General features: G+C 64.3%; 1 protein-coding gene (cut by a window edge). It reads left to right on the top strand.

Features of this window, described 5'->3' with window-relative positions:
- On the top strand, positions 1 to 21,222 hold the 5' portion of the coding sequence (locus tag ACILSQ_RS04290) for an autotransporter-associated beta strand repeat-containing protein (RefSeq protein WP_395742347.1). It continues 9,198 nt past the right edge of the window; 21,222 of the gene's 30,420 nt are visible here — the first part of the coding sequence; it begins with the start codon at positions 1 to 3; the stop codon falls past the right edge of the window.

Below are 21,222 nucleotides of genomic sequence, written 5' to 3' on the forward strand. Positions count from 1 at the left end.
ATGTTAAAGCTTTTACGCACCTTTCGAAAGCCCGTCGGCTTTTCGATGATTCTGCTGATGATTTCCTGGCAGATCGCCCAGCCCCTGCAGGCAGCGACGATTTACTGGGATCAGGACAGCACCACGCTCAACGATGTGACCACCGGCGGGGGCCTCGGGGGTGCCGGCACCTGGAATACAACCTCGTCCCAGTGGTGGAGCGGCGCCAGTTTGGGATCAGGCACGCTGACCACATGGAATAACGCCGGCACTGACACGGCTGTCTTCGCAGGCACGGCGGGTACGGTGACCTTGGCCACGGGAATCACGGTGGGCGGCCTGCAGTTCAACACCACTGCTTTTACCCTCACGACCGGAGCCAACACGCTCAGTTTCGGAGCGGCGACCAGCAACATTCTGCTCGATAACGCGGCGACTGCTTCGCCTACCACCGCAATGACCCAAACGATCACGGGTGCTGTAGGCGGCGTGGGCGGCATCAACCTGACGGGCGGGGTTTTGGCAGGCATCGTCGGCAACACATTGACTCTGAACGGAACCAGCACCACGGGCTGGGCGGGTGCCACGACCATCAATGTGGGGGAGACGTTGGCGTTGGCCGGTCTCAGTCAGGCATTGATCAGCACTTCGGGAATCACGCTCAACGGCGGTAACATCACCATTACACAGACCAGTGCCGCCGAGAATCTCAATCGCATCAGCACCGGTACAATCACCTCGAACGGGGGTGCGTTCACCTGGACGAACACGGCCAATGCCGCCATCAACTATGCGCAAACCCTGGGTACTGTTGCTCTGACCACGGGCCGTCTGACCATTACCAATACCAACAACAACACCTCGCCAGCCACTCAGATTCTGACGCTTGGCGGCCTTACCCACACCGGTGGTGCCGCCAACACCTCCACGATCAATTTCGCCGGTACCAGTCTTGGCGCTGCAGCGCAGAATGAAATCATCATCACCGGTCAGGCGACCGCTGATATTGGACCATGGGCGCTGTATAATAATGCGAACTTTGCGGCCTACGGTGCCACAGGAGTGGTCGCCTCGACGGCGTCCACCCTGGCGGCTGGATCCAACAGTGCGACGACCAATTTCGATACGACCGCAGGCAGCATCACTTTGACGGCATCGGTGAACCCGTCTTGGAAGACGCTGCTTGTCACGGGTGCCACAGCGCGCACCACCGCAATCAATGGCAACACTGTTTCTGTTGGCGGCATTTCGAGCACGGGCGCGACCCACATCATCAGTGGTACGGGTGCCGTCCAGGCGCTCAATGCGGGAGACAATCTTTACATTCACGTCGGTGCCAACCAGCTGACGTTTAGCTCGGTGATTCAAAACGTTGCGGCGGGTGCCACAGCGACCACGTTGGTTCTGGACGGAGCTGGCACGCTGAATCTGAACGCCGCAAACACGTTCAGTGGCGGCATTGTTCTCAATTCGGGCATCCTGAGCTTCACGGGCAACTCGGCAACGAACCTCGGCAATGCGAACAACACTCTGACGTTCAATGGCTCGGCGACCCTCACAGCGCTGACCACGGGCGGCACCGTGGCGAGCACCCATGGCATCGTGCTGAACAACGGTGCCATTGCGAGCTTTACCAACGGTACGGTTGCAGAAACTTATGCAGGCAACATCACCGGAACGGGCGGCATCCTCGTGAACAACACGAGCGGGACTGCGACGACTTTCAGTGGTGCGGGAAACACCTTTACAGGGCCGGTGATCGTTACCAGCGGCACGCTCACCGCGAGCGTTGCAGGCGCGCTGGGCAACACAAACAATGCGGTGAACATTGCAAATACCGCGGGTGCGACCTTGAACCTCTCCGGCAGCGCCCTCACTTATGTGATCGGTTCTCTTTCGGGCGCAGGCACCACCGGTGGGACGGTCACTCTCGGTAACAACACACTCTCAGTGGGGGGGAATGGCGAAAGCACCACCTATGCAGGCACGATCACCGGCACCAACGGCGTCCTCATCAAGACTGGCACCGGCACCCTGACTTTGACGGGTACGAGCACCTACACCGGTGGCACCAACATCAACGGCGGTTTGATCAATATCACCGCTTTGGCCAATCTGGGTACAGCGGGCGTCACCTTCAATGGTGGTGGCGTGCAGTTTGCCGCGCCTGGTATCGACCTCTCCGCCAGGACCCTGACATTTGCCGCCGGCGGTGCCACCTTCGACACGAATAACAACCAGATCATTTTTGCCAGTGCTATCGGCAACAGCGGCGTGGGCGGCCTCACCAAGGCCGGTAACGGCACTCTCGTTCTGAATGGAGCCAATACCTACACTGGTGGCACCATGGTGCGCAACGGCACCCTCCGTCTCGGCAACGCCCAGGCGCTTGGCACCGGTTCCGCAGGAGTCACGGTGCTGAGTGGTGGCGCGCTCGCCATTTCCGGTGTCACCACTGGTGGCGCAGGCTTCGGTGGTTCACTCACTCTCAATGGCACTGGTGCGTTTGCAGGTCAAAACGGCGCGCTTGTCAGCACGGGCACCAGCAGCTATGCGGGCGATCTCGTGCTGGGTTCCTCCGCCACCGTCTCGGTGGACAATGGCATTCTCAATCTCAGCAGCACCAATGCGGTCACGGGCACGGGAGATCTGACGCTGACGGGCGCTGGCAACGGCACGCTGGCGGGCGCTCTGCAAACCACGGGCACGGGCGGCCTGAACAAAACCGGCGCCGGCACGTGGACGCTGACCGGCACGGGCGGCACCAACACGGGCGCACTGAGCATCACGGGCGGCACCTTAAACTTCACGGGCGGTGCGTTTGGCACCCCGAGCGGCACCACCCTGGGTGGTGGCACCCTGGGCCTGACCAGCGGCACCCAGAGCCTGGGGAATCTGACGATCCTGGCCAGTTCGGTGAACAACGTCATCGTGGCCGCGGGCGCCACGCTTGCCACCGGCAGCACCTTCACCCGCAGCGCGGGTGGTACCGTGGCCATCGATATTTCGGGGGCGGGCAGCTCCGTCACCACCTCGGCCGCCGATGGCGTCCTGGGGTTTGCTTCCGTTTACGATGGCGTCGCGACGGGAATGGCCCAGATCAGCGGGGGAAGCATCGTCCGCCTGGACACGACCACCAGCGGACCCACGACCACGCTCAATGCCTTCAGCGACAGCGCCACGACGGATTTTTCCACCTTTGTCACCATTTACAGCAACGGCTCCAGCGGCCTGCTGAACTGGACGGGTGGCGGCCTGACCAGCCGCTCCGTCAATTCCCTTTCGGTGGACACCACGGCCGACAGCGGGCCGGTGACCATCAACATGGGAGCCGTGACCAATGTGCTGACCCTCACCAGCAATGCCGTCCAGTTTCTCGGGCCGCAGAATGCCACGCTGGCCGGGGGCCAGCTTGGCGCGAACAACTCGGAAGTCATCGTGCAGCAGAACGGGTCGGGTGAGTTCATCATCAGCAGCGTGATCAGCAGCGGCACGGGCAGCCTGACGAAGATGGGCGCGGGCACCCTGACGCTGGCCCCCGTGATCAAGCTGACGGGCACCACGAACGGCACCACCACGATCTCAGGACTCTCCAGCACCGCCAGCCTTGCAGTGGGCCAGGCGGTTACGGGCGTAGGCATTCCAGCCGGGGCCACGGTGGCGTCCATCGTGGATGGCACGACGATCACCCTCTCCACGGCAGCCCAGGGCTCCGCGAGCGGCACGGCGCTGACGTTTGGCACGGGCAATGGGTACAGCGGCGCCACTCTCGTCAGCGGCGGCACATTGAAGGCAGGCTCCGCCAATGCCTTCAGCGCCAGCTCCAGCTTCACGCTGGCGAATGTGGCGGGAGTCACGCTGGACCTCAATGGCTTCAATCAGACGGTGTCAGGAATCACCGGCGGCGGCGCCACGGGCGGCAACATCATTCTCAACGGCAACCTGAATGTGGGCGGTGGCGCCACCAGCTTTGTGAACCTGGGAAATGTGAACGGTCGCGGAGTTTTGGGTGGCGTGATTTCGGGCACCGGATCGCTTGCGGTCAATGCGGGTTACAACCTGGCGCTGACGAACAACAACAACAGCTTCTCCGGCATGGTGAACGTGAACGACGGCTTCCTGACCATCAGCAACATGGGGCAGCTCGGTTCCGCGCAGCTCGTCGCGGTGAACGGCATCTCGTCCTCCGCGGGTCTTCCTTCCGGGACGCTGGTGGTGCAAGGTGGGATTTCAGGACTCATCTTTGACCGGGGGCTCTCGCTGGCAGGCCGCGGTCCGGGAGGCTACAACGCGGGCACGGGCAACGCGCTGGTCAGCATCGGCAACAACACCTTCACCGGCAACATCGAGATCTCGCAGAACACGGACACGCGTGTGGCCGTGGCCGCTGGCAACACCTACTTCTCTGGTGGAACCTTGAACCTGGGTACCAACGCCGGCAACGGTCTGGTCGTGGGTGGAAACGGCAACTTGTTCATCAATGACATCATCACCGGGGGTGTCACCGGCCAGCCCGGCCTGTACCGCGCCACCACCACGGCGCTTGCCAGCACCCTGGTGCTGACAAACTGGAACAACAACTTCATCACGAACGTCCGCGTTGACAGCGGCAACCTCCGTGTCTCCAACGGCGCGGAGCTGGGTTTGGACACCTCCTCAAGCCAGCTCACGGGAGCGGGCGGCCTGTATGAGTTCAGGACGGACCTGCCGGGAACTTTCTCGACCGTCAAACTGGCCATGAACAACGGCAACGTGAACGTCTTCGCCGACCATTCCATTGCAGGTTCGAGTGTTGGCACGGAAACGTTCTCCGCAGCCGGGCTGCTTGGCTATTCCGGCGCTTCGGGGAACATTTTGATGAACACCCTGTCAGTGGCCAGAAGTGGCGGTGGCACTCTGACGGTCAGCGGCCGCAATGGCTATGGGTTTACGTTCTCCGGCTCAACCGGCACGATGACCCAGGGGCTCGCATTCTCCAACACCGGCAACGGCCTGCTGACGGTGAATGGATCGGTCACGGTGGGGGATGGCGCCAACCGGACGATGACCTTTGGCAGCGGCAACGGCGACATTCTTTTCAACGGATTTGTTCTCAATGCCAGCACGGCGGTGCACAACGTCACCAAGTCCGGACAGGGCGTCCTGGTGGTGAATGGTTCCAACACGACCTCCGGAAGCACCGACAACATGCTGGGCGGTGTGAACGTCAGCGGGGGTACGCTGCTGGTGACCCAGGCGGGGTCGGGCACGGCCACGATCGCAAAGGTGATCGGTTCGGGCGCGGGCGCGGCGCTGCAGTTGACCGGCGGTGCGCTGGACTACCGGGGGCCGGGCGAAACCGTCGGCGGGACCCTGATGGTCAATGCCAGTGGCACTGGAAACGCCATCATCATGGCCAACAACACGGCTGGCAGCCTGATCTTCCAGAATCCGTTTGCCGCCGGCAGCACGGGCACCAAATACCTGGGCGGATCGAGCACGACCGCGGAGTTTCAGGCGGTGATCAGTGCCAACAGCACGGCTGGCGTCACCAAGTTTGGCAGCGGCACCTGGCTCTATGATCCTGCGGCGGCGAGCTATGCCGCCCAGCCCACCGGCTACACCGTGGCTTCCGGCGGCGGGGCGAACTCAAATTCTTTTGTGGTGCAGTCTGGCACCGGAACGATCACGATCGGCATGGCGGTCAGCGGCACCAGCATTCCGACCGGTTCCATTGTCACCGCGGTCAGCGGCTCGACCATCACGATCAGCAACGGCATCGGCGGCACGGCGCTGGTGGCCGGTGCGGCGATCACCTTTGGCGCTCTGAGCAGCTTTACCGGCGCGCTGACCATCACGGGAGGCACCTTCCAGGCCAAGCCCACGGCCACGACCGGGAACGGCAGCAATCTTTTCGCGACGTCGAACAACCTGGTGTTCGCCAGCGACCCCATCATGGGCAACGCCTATGCGGGCGGCACCTTCCAGCTCGCCGCCAACGGGGGGCTGACCTACACGGCCAACCTGACGCAGACCATGGGCGCCCTGACGCCGACTCTCGGCCACGGGGTGATCCAGGTGGATGCGGGGAACAGCACCTTCAGCAACATTGTCAGCTTCAACACCTTCGGCACGCGTGCCGCCGGCGCCACGCTGAACTTCGCGCCCGCGGCATCGCTGGCGGCCATTCAGTTTGTCACGGCCCCCACCGGGACATCCATCCTCAACGGGCAGCTTGGCGGCTTTGCCTACATCACCAATGCCACCACCGGTTCGATTGACTACGTTGCGGCTCCTTCCAACGCCACCCCGCTGGCCGCTCTGGCGGCAGCCACCGCGCTTCCGGCCACCGGAGCCCTCGGGACGGTGAACTATGTCAACAGCGCCAGCCTGACCCTGACAGGGGCGACCGCAGTCAACACCCTGCGCCTGACGGCCGCCGGCCAGACCATCACCCAGGGCAGCAATGCGATCACTGTGACGAACACCAGCGCCACGGCGATCGGGGGCATCATGTTTGACACCACGGGCGCCAGTGGCAATTCGGCCACCATCACCGGGGGCAACATTGCGGGCTCGGCCGCGTTCGAGCTCATTTTCACGGTGGGCGGCGGCAATTCGGCGAACAACACGCTGACGGTCAACTCCACCATCGGCAATGGTGTGGCAAACCTGCTTACCAAGGCGGGCAACGGCACGATGATTCTCGGCGGGGCGAGCACCTTCACCGGCAACGTTTTCATCAATGAAGGCACGGTGCAGATGGCCAGCGGCTCCACCACGGCGACCATCGGCGCCCCGGCTGCCGCGACGACCTTTGTCCTGCGGCAGAACACCACCTTCGATGTCAATGGCGCGGGCGCCAGCACGGCGGCCTACACGGGTGCGGCCACGTTGAACACCCTGACGATCGGCGCCCTGGGCGGCGCGGGGACGATCACCAGCAGCAACACAGCGGCCTCGGCCATCGCCATCGGCATCAGCACCGCCAGCGGTTCAGGCATATTCTCCGGCCTCATTCAGAACGGCAGCTCCAGTGCGCTGACGGTGATCCGCAACGGCGCCAGCGGCACCGTGGCTCTCACGGGGCTGAACACCTACACGGGCGCGACCATTTTGAGCGGAACAGGCGCCGTCCTCCAGGCCACCACGCTGGCCAACGGGGGAGTGGCCAGCTCCATCGGCGCATCGTCCAATGCGGCCTCCAACCTGGTGTTCAACGGCGGCACCCTGCTTTATCAAGGCTCAAACACCACGGTTTATGCAGAGACCCAGACGGCGTCGGTCTCCATTGACCGCCTCTTCACCCTGGCTGGCAACGGCACCATTGACTCCTCGGGAACGTATGGAAACAACATCATTGGCACGGCCACGGCGAACAACGCCGCGCTGGTCTTCAATGGCACCGCGGGCAGCGGTGGTGTCACCGGAACCGATGCGGTGGTTCTGGCCGGAGCGGTCGGGACCAAAACGCTGACATTGACCGGCACCTCCACGGGGGACAACCAGATCAACCTCGTGCTGGCAGACAGCGGCGGCAGCACCCTGGCCGTCACCAAGAACAGCGGCGGCACCGGCACCAGCAATGGTCTGTGGGTTCTCGGCAACGTGAACAACACCTATTCAGGCGCCACCACGATCATCAACGGCGTGCTCCGCGCGCAGGACGCCGGGTCCAACGCCACCAGCGCCACGACTGTCACGGGCGGGACGAACACAACGGACCTCTGGGTGGACAACGCGAACGGGCTCGCCATCGGCCAGGCGGTTTCAGGCACGGGCATCGCGCCGGGGACCACCATTGCAGCGATCCTTGATCCGACGCACATCCGGCTCAGCAGCAGCGCGACCGTGGCCGGTGGCGTGACGCTGACCTTTGGCAGCATCAACAGCCTCTCTGGCAACAGCAACCTGGTGTTTAACGGCGCCAGCACCAACAACACCGTGCTCGAAGCCAACGGCACCTTCACACGCGCCCTGGGGGCCGGCGCCGGCCAGGTGCAATGGCTGGCGAATGGGAACGGTGGTTTTGCCGCCACCAGCTCTCAGCTCGTGGTCAGCCTTGGTTCGGGCGCGGCGCTCACCTGGGGCAACGGTGGCTTCGTCAGCGGCACCGGCATCCTGATCCTGAATTCCGGCACCGCCCTCTCGGATGTCAATTTCACCAACAACATCAACCTCAACGGCGCCATCCGCACGGTGCAGGTGGATGACAATGCGAACACGACCACGGACTTTGCCACTCTTTCCGGTGTCATCAGCGGCTCCTCAGGCAGCGGACTGAACAGGACCGGCGCCGGCACGCTTTACATCACCGGCGCCAACACCTACTCCGGCAACACCGCCCTGACCGCGGGCAGCACGATTGTTTACAGCATTGGCGGAGGTTCGGCCGCCTCCAGTGCGTTTGGTGACGGGTCAGGCATCCTCAGCCTTGGCAACGGCTCCAACGGCACCGCTGGTCTGCTGTATGTCGGCGCGGGTGAAACGACGGCGCGCCAGATCAACCTCAACTCCACGACGGGCACGATCACCATTGACCAGTCGGGCAGCGGCGCCCTGGTGATCACGAACTTGGTGAACGCGCTGGGCGGGGCCAAGACCCTGGCGCTGCGTGGCAACAATGGTGATGCGAACATGATCACCTCCGTGCTGGCTGACAACGGCGGGGCCCTGGCCATCAGCAAAAGCGATGGCGGCACGTGGATCATGTCCGGCGCCAACACCTATTCGGGCACCACCACGGTCGGGGGCGGCCTGCTTGGCATCGGCGGCAGCACGACGGGAACTTCAGGCACGGCGATTGGCACCGGAACCCTGCTTTTCAACAATGGCGCCATCTTTGCGACCAACGCCGGCGGCCTTACCATCAACAATGCGGTGCAGATCACCAACAACACCGTGGCGGTGTTCACCGGTCTCAACAGCATCACCGTCACGTCCATCACGGGCAACACCGGCAACCCATGGACGATCAACAACACGATCACGACGCCGGCGGGGCTCAGCATCGGCGCCTTCAACAGTGCTGAAGGCTCCACCGCGCGCCTGCTCACCTTCGGGGGCACCGGCAATACGACGGTCGGAAACATCACCAGCGGCGGCGGCATTGTGAACATCGGGGTGAACGGCTCGGGCACGGTGACCTTCAACGGCACGAACGGCTCCGCCAGCGGCGCGGGCGCGGGCGGCACCATCACGCAGGGAACGGCGGTGCTGAACGCGGTTCCTTTCACCGGAGGCACCTTGACCTTCATCGGCGGTGTGCTGCAGGCGAACACAACCATCTCGAACACGCAGGTGCCGACGATCTCCCTGAACGGCAACGGCACCAACTCACCCAATGCGGCCTTCCCGACGATGACTGGCACCAGCTCGGTCACCGTGGACACCCTCGCCATCAACGTCGGGAACAACGCGTCCATCACCCGTTCTTTCTTCAACAACCTCTCGGGCGGCGCGGTCTTCACCGTCAACAACTCCGTCAACCTGATGCAGTCTGGCACGGGCGCCGGCACCCTGTTCCTGGGAGGCACGGGCACCAGCAGCTTCAACGGTGTCATCAGCAACGGCGGCACTGGGGCCGGTGTGTTGCAGTATGTGGGAACGGGCGCCTTGAACCTGACGGCGGACAACACCTTTACCGGCGCCACCACCCTGAGCGGCGGCACCACCACCCTGAGCGGCAACGGCCGCTTTGGCACCACCGCCAGCATCACGATGAACCACGGTGCCACGCTCACCCTGGACAACACCACGGCTAATCCGGCCGTGGCCGACCGTCTGGGGAACAAAGCGCTCACCATCAACGGTGGCACGCTGAACTTCACCGGGAACAGCAGCGGCTCCTCCGAAGGCACCGCCGGCAACACGCTGACCTTCAACGCCGGCCAGTCCACCGTCAACATCACCAACAACGGCGGCACGACCGTGATGAACTTCACGACGCTGACCACCAACACCGGTGCGTTTGTGAACTGGACCTCCAATGCCACCCTGGGCACGGCCACCAACCGCGTCATGTTCTCCACAGCTCCGACGCTCACGGCGGCAACGGTGGGCATCCTGGCCCGCAACACCATCAACGGCACGGATTTCGCGACCTACAACAACACGGGGCTGGCCGCGAACACCAACGGGCTCCAGGCCTTCGCGGGGTATAACATTTCGACCATGAGCGGTGTCATCTCCGGCGGCACCACCGTGACGGTGACGAGCACGGCCGGCCTGACCGTCGGCTCCACGGTTTATGGAGCCGGGGTGACGGCCGGAACCACCATCGCCTCCATCACTGGCGCCACGACATTCACGCTCTCCGCCGCGGCCACCAACGCGACGGTGCCGCTGGTGATCGGCTCGACGCCTTATACGGACATCAATGCCTCCTATGCCCTGGATACGGTGAAGATCGGCAGCGGCTTCATCACCACGGATGACCTGGTGGTCTCACGCACCATCAACGCCCTGAACATCAACAACGCCTCGGCCGTGACCATGGGTGTCACTAGCGCGAAAAACGCCACTCTGACGATCACGAGCGGGGGTGTCATTGCCAATGGCGCGGCCACCCACACGCTGGACATGTCACGCATCGCGTTGGGCGCGGAAGGAGCGTTCCATATCGGCACAGGCACGACTTTGAATGTGACCGGCAGCATGACCGGCACAGCCGGGATGAACAAGAACCTGGGCGGAACCCTGACCCTCAACGGCCAGCAGTTCTACACCGGGCAGACGACGGTGAACGATGGCACGCTGAACCTGAGCTATGGCACCAACACGCTCTTCAGCACCGCGCAGGCGCTCTCCGTGAACAACACCGGCGTCGTCAACCTGAACGGCAATGTCCAGTATGTGGGCACGCTGAGCGGCGGCACGCTGCCCGGCTCCGGCGGCACCATCAATCTGGGAGGAGGCACGCTGGTGACCAGCATGGGCGCCAGCGCGACCTTCGCCGGCTCGATCACCGGCAGCGGCAACTTTGCCCGCAACAACGGCAGCACGCTGACGATTGAAAGCGCTCTGAGCTACACAGGCGCCACCGTGCTCATGGGAGGCATCACGACCCTGCGCGACAACGGCACCCTGCTGAACACCTCCGCGATCATCATCAACTACGCCAATCTCACGCTCGACAACAACGTCAACCTCCAGACCAACATCAATGACCGCGTCAATGATGTGGCGGGAATCACCCTTCGCGGCGGCAGCATCACCTACACCGGACGCGCCAGCACCCTCTCCTCAGAAACCCTCGGGGCGCTGACGGCCGCCCAGGGCGCCAACGCCATCACGGTTGCCGCCAACGGCAATTCCACGGGATCCATCGCCACCGGCGACCTGACGTTTGCGAGCTTCACCCGCACCGCGGCGTCCGGGACCACGATCAACTTCAGCGGCACCAACATGGGCAGTGAAGGCGCCAACCCGCGCATCCTCTTCACAGACGCCTCCGGCCTGAATGTGAACAGCGACCAGGTTCTTCCCGCCTGGGTGATCGCGAACTCCGGTGACTTCGCCGGTTACAATCCCACGCAGGGCGTCGGCGCGCTGAACACCGCCGGCTACCAGGCCTACACGCTGGGCTACACCTCCGGCGGCACGCTGTTTGGTTTTGCCGGCGGCGTCAGCGGCACTCCGGGGAACGTGACGAACCTGCTGGCCACCGCGGCCCTGACCACCACCCTGCCGACCGCGCTGACGACCACGGGAATGCTCCGCATCGCCGGCGCATTCCAGAGTGACATCGCCTTCACGGGCGCGACCGATGTGCTCGATCTGGAGCAGGGCGGCCTGCTGCGCGCCAACGTGAACAACGCCACCACCATCGGCACGGTGGCCACGCCGGGTGTTCTGACGGCCGGCACGGTGAACAGCACCAGCACCGAGCTCGTGATCTACGGCAATCAAAACACCATCACGATCAATTCGGCGATCAAAGACACCAGCGCCACCGCCGTCGGCGGCTCGGGCACGGTGACGCTGATCAAGTCCGGCGCCAACACCCTGACGCTGACCAACTTCAACAGCTACTCTGGCGGCACCTTTGTCGATCAGGGCACCTTGAATCTAAGCGCCGGCGCCGGCGCCAACGGCACCACCAGCGTGGTCATCCCCGGCGACCTCACCATCAACGGCGGCGTGCAGGGGACGGGCGTCTCGGTGACCATGAACACGAACGCGGGCCAGATCGCCAGCAGCAGCAACATCACCCTGAACGGCCGCTCCACCCTCACGCTGGTCGGCAGCAACACCTTGAACAGCTTCACCTTCAACAACAACGGCGGAGACAGCACCAACGGTCCCACGCTCGCCATCGGTTCAGGTGTGCTCACCATCTCCAGTTCAAATCCCTTCAGCGCCACCACTTCCAACGCCGCCTTTGCCAACACCGTCAGCGGCGCGGGCTCCATCGTGCTGACCAACGGCGTCAACAACATCAGCGTCGGCGCCGTCGCCACCGCGGGCAAGGTTTACAGCACCATCGCCTCCGGCCTCACCATCAGCTCCATCCTCACCGGAGCAGGAACGAGCACCAGCCTCAATGTCAGCGGCGGCGGACTGCTCCTGCTCAGCGGCGCCAACACCTTTGCGGGCGGCGTGACCGTCAGCGGCACCGGCGGCATCATCCTCGGCGCCAGCTCCAACGTGACGGCGCAGCCGATCGCAGCCGGTACGGGCGCGAGTGTCGCCAGCGGCCTGGTGATCACGAACGGCCCGGTCGGCGCCGGCACTCTGACCATGGGGGCGGGCACCTCGCTCCTCGTCAACGACGCGGACCGCACCATCGTCAATCCGATCACCTTCCAGGGCAATGTGTCCTTCGACAACACCAACGTGGGCACCACCCGCACGATGACCCTCAGCGGTGTGATCAGCTACACCGGCGGCGGGGCGCTCACGCTCGGCGTGAACAATCCAAACCTCACCGTCACCATGACCGGCCCCGTCTCCGGCCTGGGCTCCATCACCTCCTTCACCAAAAACGGTCTGGGAAATCTCAACATCAACCTCACTGGCATCAGCTCGTCCGCCTCCATCACCTTCAATGACGGCGGCGCCATCAGTCTCTTCCATGACGGCGATGGCAGCGTGCAAAATGAGGCCATCAACCTCGGCGCGATCTTCATGGATTCGGCGGTCCCCACTCTGACCATCGGCCGCGCCGGCCAGACCGTGCTGTGGAACCAGGCGATCAACAAGATCCTCACGCCCACCAGCTTCAGCTCCGTGGCCAATGGCATCACGCTCACCGCCAGCAACGGCTACGGCCTGCTGGTGTCGGACGCCGTCGTTCTGGGCAACACCGGCAGCGGATCCGTGGTGACCGGTCCTGTCTTCACCGTGGGCAGCACCGCCACGAACTCCAATGTGGTCCAGGGCCTGACCCTCTCGGGTGCGATCAGCGGCGGCGCCACAGGTTCCAGCAATGTCACCTTCACCAAGGCGGGTGCGGGCACGCTGGAGCTCACCAACAGCGGCAACAGCTTCGGCGGCAGCGGTTCCATCATCGATGTGACGGCGGGCATTCTCTCCGCCACCAGCAACGGCGCGCTCGGCGACACGTCCAACGTGGTCCGCCTCTCCGCGAACTCCGGCACGCAGGGCCTGCGTCTCGCCGGCGGCACCACCTACACCCTCACCGGCCGCACCATCAATCTCAACGCCGCCACCGTCGGCATCGATGTGTCGGCCGGCACCGTCGCCACTCTGGACACCGCCTTCACGTTCAGCGCCGCGGGCAATGCGCTGCAGAAAAACGACATCGGCACCCTCGTCATCACGGCGAACAACTCCACCCGCACCGGCACCACGACCATCGTTGGCGGCGTCATCCAGATCAGCAATGGCAATGCGCTGGGTTCCGGACAGATCCTCCTCGGCTCATCGGAAACCGCCACCAATGCCAGCACCGGCGGTTATGCGCTTTATCTGACCAATGGCATCACCCTTTCGAATGCCATCAACATGGCTGTCACCGGCGCTCTGACTGCCACCGGCATCAACAACACTGGTGGTGTGTTCTCAGCCAGCGGCGTGAACACCATCAATGGCACCATTACTAACACGGCCTCCGTGGGCATCGTCTTTGGTGCGGCAGACGGCGCCACATTGAACATCGCCGGTCTGGGCCTTTCAAACAGCCCCACGTTCAACACCGTGGGCACCGGCATCATCAACATCAACGGCAGCATTGGCACGGCGGGTGTGACCATCAGCAAGATCGGCACCGGTACACTGAACATTGCGGCCTCGCTGAACACCGGCCTGGCGATCGCGGTGAATCAGGGCGTCATGAATGTGAGCGGCGCAGGCGTCTTCACATCCACCACCGGCAACATCACCGCGCAGAACGGCGGTCTGCTGAACATTGACGACACCGGCACTGCGGCCACGCGTTTCGGTGGCTCGCGCACGGTGGGCCTGGCCACCGGCAGGCTGACCTACTTGGGGAATGGCACCTCGGCTTCGACGCAGGGCTTTGGCGCCCTGACCTCCACCTGGGGCGCAAACGTCCTCACCCTGAACAACGCCGGCGCGGCCAGCACCACCCTCACCTTCTCCAGCCTTGCGTCCAACGTCGTGTCGGGCGGGTCCATTCTGACCTTCGCCAGCAGCCAGACCCTCGGCATGGCCACCAACCGCCTGCTCTTCACCACCGCCCCCACTCTCACCGGCAACATCATCCAGCGCGCGGTGGTCATTGACGACGCCGGCACGAATTTTGCCACCTACGCCGCGGCTGCCACCCCCACCGCCACGACGGTCAGCGGCAGCAATGTCGTCACCCTCACCAGCGGCAACACCTACCAAATGGTGGTGGGCCAGTCCGTGACCAACGGCAACATCACGGGCACCGTGACGGCGATCACCAGCCCCACGACCTTCACAGTCTCCGCCAATGCGACTACTTCGGGCTCCGCCACGCTGACGGTGAATGCCGCAGGCATCGGCGCCCTGAACAGCGCGGCCTACGCGGTGACGGATGGCACGGCGAGCGGCACGGACCTGAGCTTTACCAATGTCAACGGCGGCACCGCCTACGGCATCAATGCTTCGGAGGATCTCATCAGCGGCTTGTTCTCCGCCACCAACACCTACCGCATCACGGGCGACACCACGGCGCTCAGCAATCCCGGCCTGAACCTCCGCACGCTCAACGCCATCCGCATCGAAGGCGCGGGCACGGATGTCACCTTTGGCACCTCCGGTGGCGCGCAGCTGACCCTGACGGCGGCCAACATCCTCTCCGTCGGACTGGGGCAGACCATCGGCAATGCCTCTCTTGCCGCGCTGAACTCCGCTCCCGTCGTCGCCTTTGGCGCCACGGAAGGCGGCATCCTGGTGGATGCGGGCGCGAGCCTCACGGTCAATGCCGCCATCACCAGTTCGAACAACGTCACCAAGGGCCTCACCGGCCTGCTGGTCTTCAACACCAAGCAGTACTTCAACACCGGCGCGAATGTCTTCTCCGTGCTTGATGGCACCGTGAAGCTGGCCGCCGGAGAGAACACCCTCTGGCAGGGGGCCCAGGGCGGCACCAACGGCCAGCTGCTGAGCGTGGGCCCGGGCACCGTCACGGCGCTGAACTCCACCACCACCACGGGTGTCACCACCGTCACCCTGACCAGCACCTCCGGCCTGTATGCCGGCCAGTATGTCCGCGGCACCGGCATTGCCGGTGGCACCTTCATCGTCAGTGTGGACAGCGGCACGCAGATCACGCTTTCCCAGGCTGCCACCGCCTCAGGCACCGTCTCCCTGGGCTATGGCGGCGGCGTTCTGGACCTCAATGGCAATTTCCAGATGGTGGGGGATCTCACCTCGCCAAACCGCACTGCCTTTGCGGGTTCTGGCGGCATCATCACCTCCGCCGCGGCGGCCACCTTGATCGCCGCGCAGTCCAACGCCACCGCCAACGCCTGGGGCGGCCAGATCACTGGCAACGTGTACTTCAACAAGGCCGGCAGCACCGCGAACACCTTCTACAGCGACAACACCTACACCGGCGCCACCCTGCTGACCGGCGGCACCCTGACCCTGGTGGATGAGGGCCGTCTCTCCGGCACCAGCAGCATCTCCATCCAGGGGTCCACGCTCGCGCTTTCCGGCCTGGGAACCATGGACGTGGCCGACCGCGTCAATGACAGCGCCTCCCTGACCTTCCGCAGCGGCACGCTGCAGATCTTCGGCCGTGACTTTACCAACACCTCCGAAACGCTGGGCAATGTCTTGTTCGCCGAAGGCGGCAACAACATCGCCATGACCAATGCCGTCAACGGTACCATCCGTTCGGTCACGCTGTCCTTCGGCAACTTCACGCAGACCAATGCGGCGATGCTGCTGGTGAACAACATGAACGGGCAGATGGGCAGCGCCGCGCGCATGACCATCGCCAATGGCAGCAGCCTGCTGGTCAACGGCATCATCCCATGGATCAACTCCGGCGGCGCCGACTTCGTCAGCTATGTTGAGCCGACCGCTGGCAACGCCGCGGGCGGCCTGGCGCCGCTCGGCAGCGCCGGATATCAGGGCTACGACGGCACCGTTTTGCCGGCCGCCAGCAACGCCACCGGCAACTACAAGGTGGCCACTGCGGCGATCACCCTGCCGACCGGCGGACTGAACATCAACGCCCTGAACCTGAATCCCAGCGCCACGCAGACCATCACCTTTGGCAACGGCACCAACACAGTGACGGACGTGATGAACCTCACGGCCGGAGCTCTTCTGAAAAGCGGCAGCCCCAACACCAACTTTGGCGCCGTGGTTGACAACGGCCGCCTGACTGCGGGCGGCGCCATTGACTCCCTTCTCGTGGACCTCAATGTGGTGGTCACGGGCAGCACCACGGGAAGCATCATCATGAACTCCCGCATCGTGGACAACGGCACCGAGCTGGTGCGTCTGGCGTTCACGGGCTACAACGCCGGCACCTTCCAGATCACCAACGGTGCCAACACCTACTCTGGCGGCACCATCGTGAATACGCCGAACGGCGCCAACAACGGCATCATGGACCTGAACGTCACCGGCGCCACCGGCGCCACCGGGAACTCCGCCATCCCGCTCGCGGCCGTGCTTGCCGACTCTCTTGTCATCAATGGCGGCAACGTCCGCCTGCTGCAGGCCAACCAGATCAACTTTGGCATCACCCCCATCCTGCGTGGAAGTCTCGCCACGCTGAATCTGAACGGCTTCAATCAGACGCTGGCCGGCCTGACCTTTGACAATGATGGTGGTGCCACGGCGCCCACCGTCACCACCGGCGCCGGCATTCTGACGCTGACGGGGGACATCCTGGCCAGCTCCAGCAATGCGGGCTCCGTCGCCTCCATCTCGGGCGCGGGCACCGGCGGCATGGCGGTGGATCTGAACGGCGCCACGCGCACGATCACCGTGAACCCCGTGACCATCAATGGCAGCAGCACCGTGGCCACAGCCACGCCGACGCTGAACATCAGCGCGCCCATCGGTGATTCCGCCGCCAGCGGCGCCGGAATCTCCAAGGCTGGAAATGGCCTGCTGCAGCTCTCGGGCGCCAGCATCTTCACCGGCGGTGTCACAGTCACGGCCGGCGGTCTCGCCATCGGTGCCAGCACCAATGTCACCACGCGTGACAACACCACGGGCGCGGTCACCGTCTTCGCCAGCGGCCCCGTCGGCACGGGAGCTTTGACCATTGGCGCGGCAGGCACCTACCTCACCGCCTCCACGGCGGCCACCATCAGCAATGCGCTGACCCTTGCGGGCACGCAGATCACGTTCAAGGGAACGAACAACCTGACGGTGAACGGCAACAACGCCACGACCACCCTGCTCGGCAACACCACCGTCACCGTGGAGACCCCGCAGGCCATCCTGACGCTGAACAGCGTGATCGATGACGGTGGCAACAACTACGGCATCACCAAGGAAGGCCTCGGCACCCTCGTCCTGGGCAACAACAACACCTTCACCGGCGGCGTCACCGTCAATGCGGGCACCCTCGCCCTGGCCGGTCTCTATTCGAGCAGCACCGCCCCTGTGTTTGCCGGCACCACGGCCACCATCGGCACCGGCGGCATGCTCTCGCTGCAGAACAACGGCACCGGCAACTTCGGCCTGATCTCTTACGCCAACAACATCATCACCACCGGCGCCATCTCGAACCTCAACGTCGGCAACAATGGTGCGAACACCGGCAACACCATCGTGGTCGCCGATCTCTCGCTCAACGGCGGCAACATCCTCAACGTCTCCAGCACCAACAGCTACATTCTCCGCATCCTCAATCTCAGCGGAGACACCGCGGGCGGAGCCGCTCCGGAAATCAACGTCGCCGCCGGCACCACCGTGGTCATCTACGGTTACTCCGGCGACAAGCCGGTCAACATCGGCCAGGGCATTCTGCAGTTCCCGGATCTGGTGACCCTGGGCTCCTCCACCACGCTCGCCAGCAACCCGGTCGCACTGAACGGCTCCTATCCGCTCGGCGTCCAGAACGCCGTGCTCACCGCCGCGAACATGACCTCCTTTGGCTACACCTCCGGCGGGCTGACGGGGAACTTCGCCACCATCCCCACGGTCTCCGCGGTGCTCAACACGCAGAACGCCGGCGTGGGTTACACCGCCGGCAACTTCCTGGTCACGAACCTGGGAGACGCCACCTTCGGCAACCGCCCCAACACCATCAGCGGCACGGGCGCCACCACGGTCGCCACCTTCTCCGGTTTCCTTCAGGTGACAACCGGCGGCAACTACACCTTCCGTTCCGGCACGGATGACGGCATGACGCTCGTCATCGACGGCAACGTCGTGTCCACGGATGCCTTCGGCCATGCATTCACGGATTCGGCGGCGGTGACGGTGAACCTGACGGCGGGCTATCATGCCTTCTCCTACAAGTTCGCCAACAGCGGCAGCGGCGGCGGCTACCGCCTGCTCTACTCCGGCGCTGACACCAGCAATGCCTTCCAGACCGTCGGCGGCTCCACTGCCTTCTACACCACCGCGGCGCCCACTGCGGCGAACGGCTTCAACGGCGCGGCCATCATCAGCAACGATTACTCGCTCGCGGCGTCCACGACGGCCACGATTGACACCGGCGGCACGGTCTTCGGCGCGGTGATCGACCCCTCAAACAGCTTCACGCTCGGCGACTACGCGGTGCTGAACCTCACCAACGGCACCAATGGCAGCTTTGGCACCGGCTGGTTCGGCGCCGGCGGCGCCACCAGCATCGGCAGCGGCGTCATCATCGCCACCACCAACACCGCCACCTCGGGCGCGGGCACGCTGGAGCTGCTCGGCACTGTCACCGAGACCGGCACAGGGCTCATCACCGGCGCCGGCGTCAGCAATGCTTTGATCAAGACCGGCCAGGGCACGCTGGTGCTCGGCGGCAGCAACACCGCAACCTTCACCGGTGACCTCGCCATCCAGGGCGGCTTCGTGCAGATCAACAGCTCGAACGCCCTGCCGGCCGGCCTCACCACCGTGTCCAGCAGCACCCCGGCGGGCGTCACTGGCAACACCACCAGCGGCTCCGCCATCATCACGGGTGTCAGCAGCACGGCGGGCCTGCAGCAGGGCATGGCCGTCAGCGGCACGGGCATCCCTGCCGGCGCTTACATCGTCAGTGTTGACAGCGCCACCCAGTACACCATCTCCCAAAACGCCACGGCAAACGGTTCGACCGTCTCCCTGACCAATTCGTCCAGCGGCACCCTGGACCTGAACGGCCAGACCAATGTGCTGGGCAATGTGGTCATCAACGGCACGGGCTCCTCGGCCCTGAGCGCCGCCAGCAACGCGGCCCTGTGGAACAGCAGCGGCAATGCCGCCAGCCTCAGCGGTACGCTCACGCTGGGCTCCAATGCCTCCGTCGGCGGCTATGGCAGTCTGACCCTGGGGGTGATCAACTCCGCCTCCGGCTTCACCCTGACGAAGACCGGCGCGGACACCCTCAATCTGAACACCGACAACAGCACCACGCTCCTCGGCTCCATCACCATCAGCGCCGGCATTCTCAAGATCGGCAACGCTGGCGCGCTGGGAGACGCCCTTGGAACGACGACCATCGCCTCCGGTGCGGTGCTGGATCTGAACGGCATCAGCATGAATGAGAACCTTTCCATCGCTGGCACAGGGCGTTCGAACTTCACCAGCAGCCGCAACACGCTGGGCGCGCTGGTGAACTCCTCCGGCACTGCCGTGACGCTGGGCGGCTCCCTCACGCTCACGGCGGCGGCCTCCATCGGCTCCGACTGGGTCAACTCTGTCAGCACAGGCACCGCCGGCGGCAGCATCACCCTCAACGGCATCGTCAGCGGCGCCTTCCTCCTCACCAAGGTGGGCAGCAACACCCTCACCCTCACGGGGGCCAACACGCAGAGCGGTCTCACCATTACCCAGGGCAGTGTCATCGTTTCGGGCGGCTCCGGCCAGGCTGGGTCAGGGGGCAACATCACCGTGGGCACTGGCGTGGTCTCCGGCCTCTCCTTCTCCAACACGCTGACCTTCGACAACGTTTCCAACGCCCTGTCCACCCGCGCGGGCGGAGCCGCCGGCAACCGCTCCATCACACTGAACGGCGGCGCGTTCACCATTCTCGGCAACTCCACCACGGCGGTGAACGAAGCCATCGGCACAGGTTCCCTGGCCTTCGGCAATGAGTTTAGTCTCATCACCCTCACCAACAATGGCGCCAACGTCCAGATTAGCAGCACTGGCGCGGGCACGCTTTCCCGCGCCACCGGTGCGACGGCCTTCATCCGCGGTACCAACATCGGCAACGCGGCTCCCGCGGCGACGAACACGAACATCATTTTCGGCACGGCGCCCGCTCCGACAGGCACTGCCACGGCCGCCTTCTCCACGGCCAATACAACGGACATCATTCCCTGGATCGTGATCGAAAGCGGCGCCACCGCGACTGGCAGCAGCGCCGCCACCTTCGCCATTTACACCGCCACCGCGGGCCTCCAGCCGATGGCCGCTGGCAATTTCATTGCCACACTGCCCACCGTTGGTACGGCCAACAGCGCCACGGACACCAATGTGCGTCCGACGGCAACAGTGACCTTGTCAAATGCCACCACGAGCTATCAGAGCACCGGCATCAACTCTCTTACGCTGAACGCCGCCGGAGCAGGTGTCACTATCAACGCGATGGCCAACCTCTCCATCGACAGCGGCGGCATCCTGGCGACGGCCACCAACACCATCGGTGGTGCGGGCATGCTGAATGTCGCGGGCAACCGTGAGGCGCTCATTCATGTG

The organism is Prosthecobacter sp. (assembly GCF_044227185.1).
GTDB lineage: Bacteria > Verrucomicrobiota > Verrucomicrobiia > Verrucomicrobiales > Verrucomicrobiaceae > Prosthecobacter.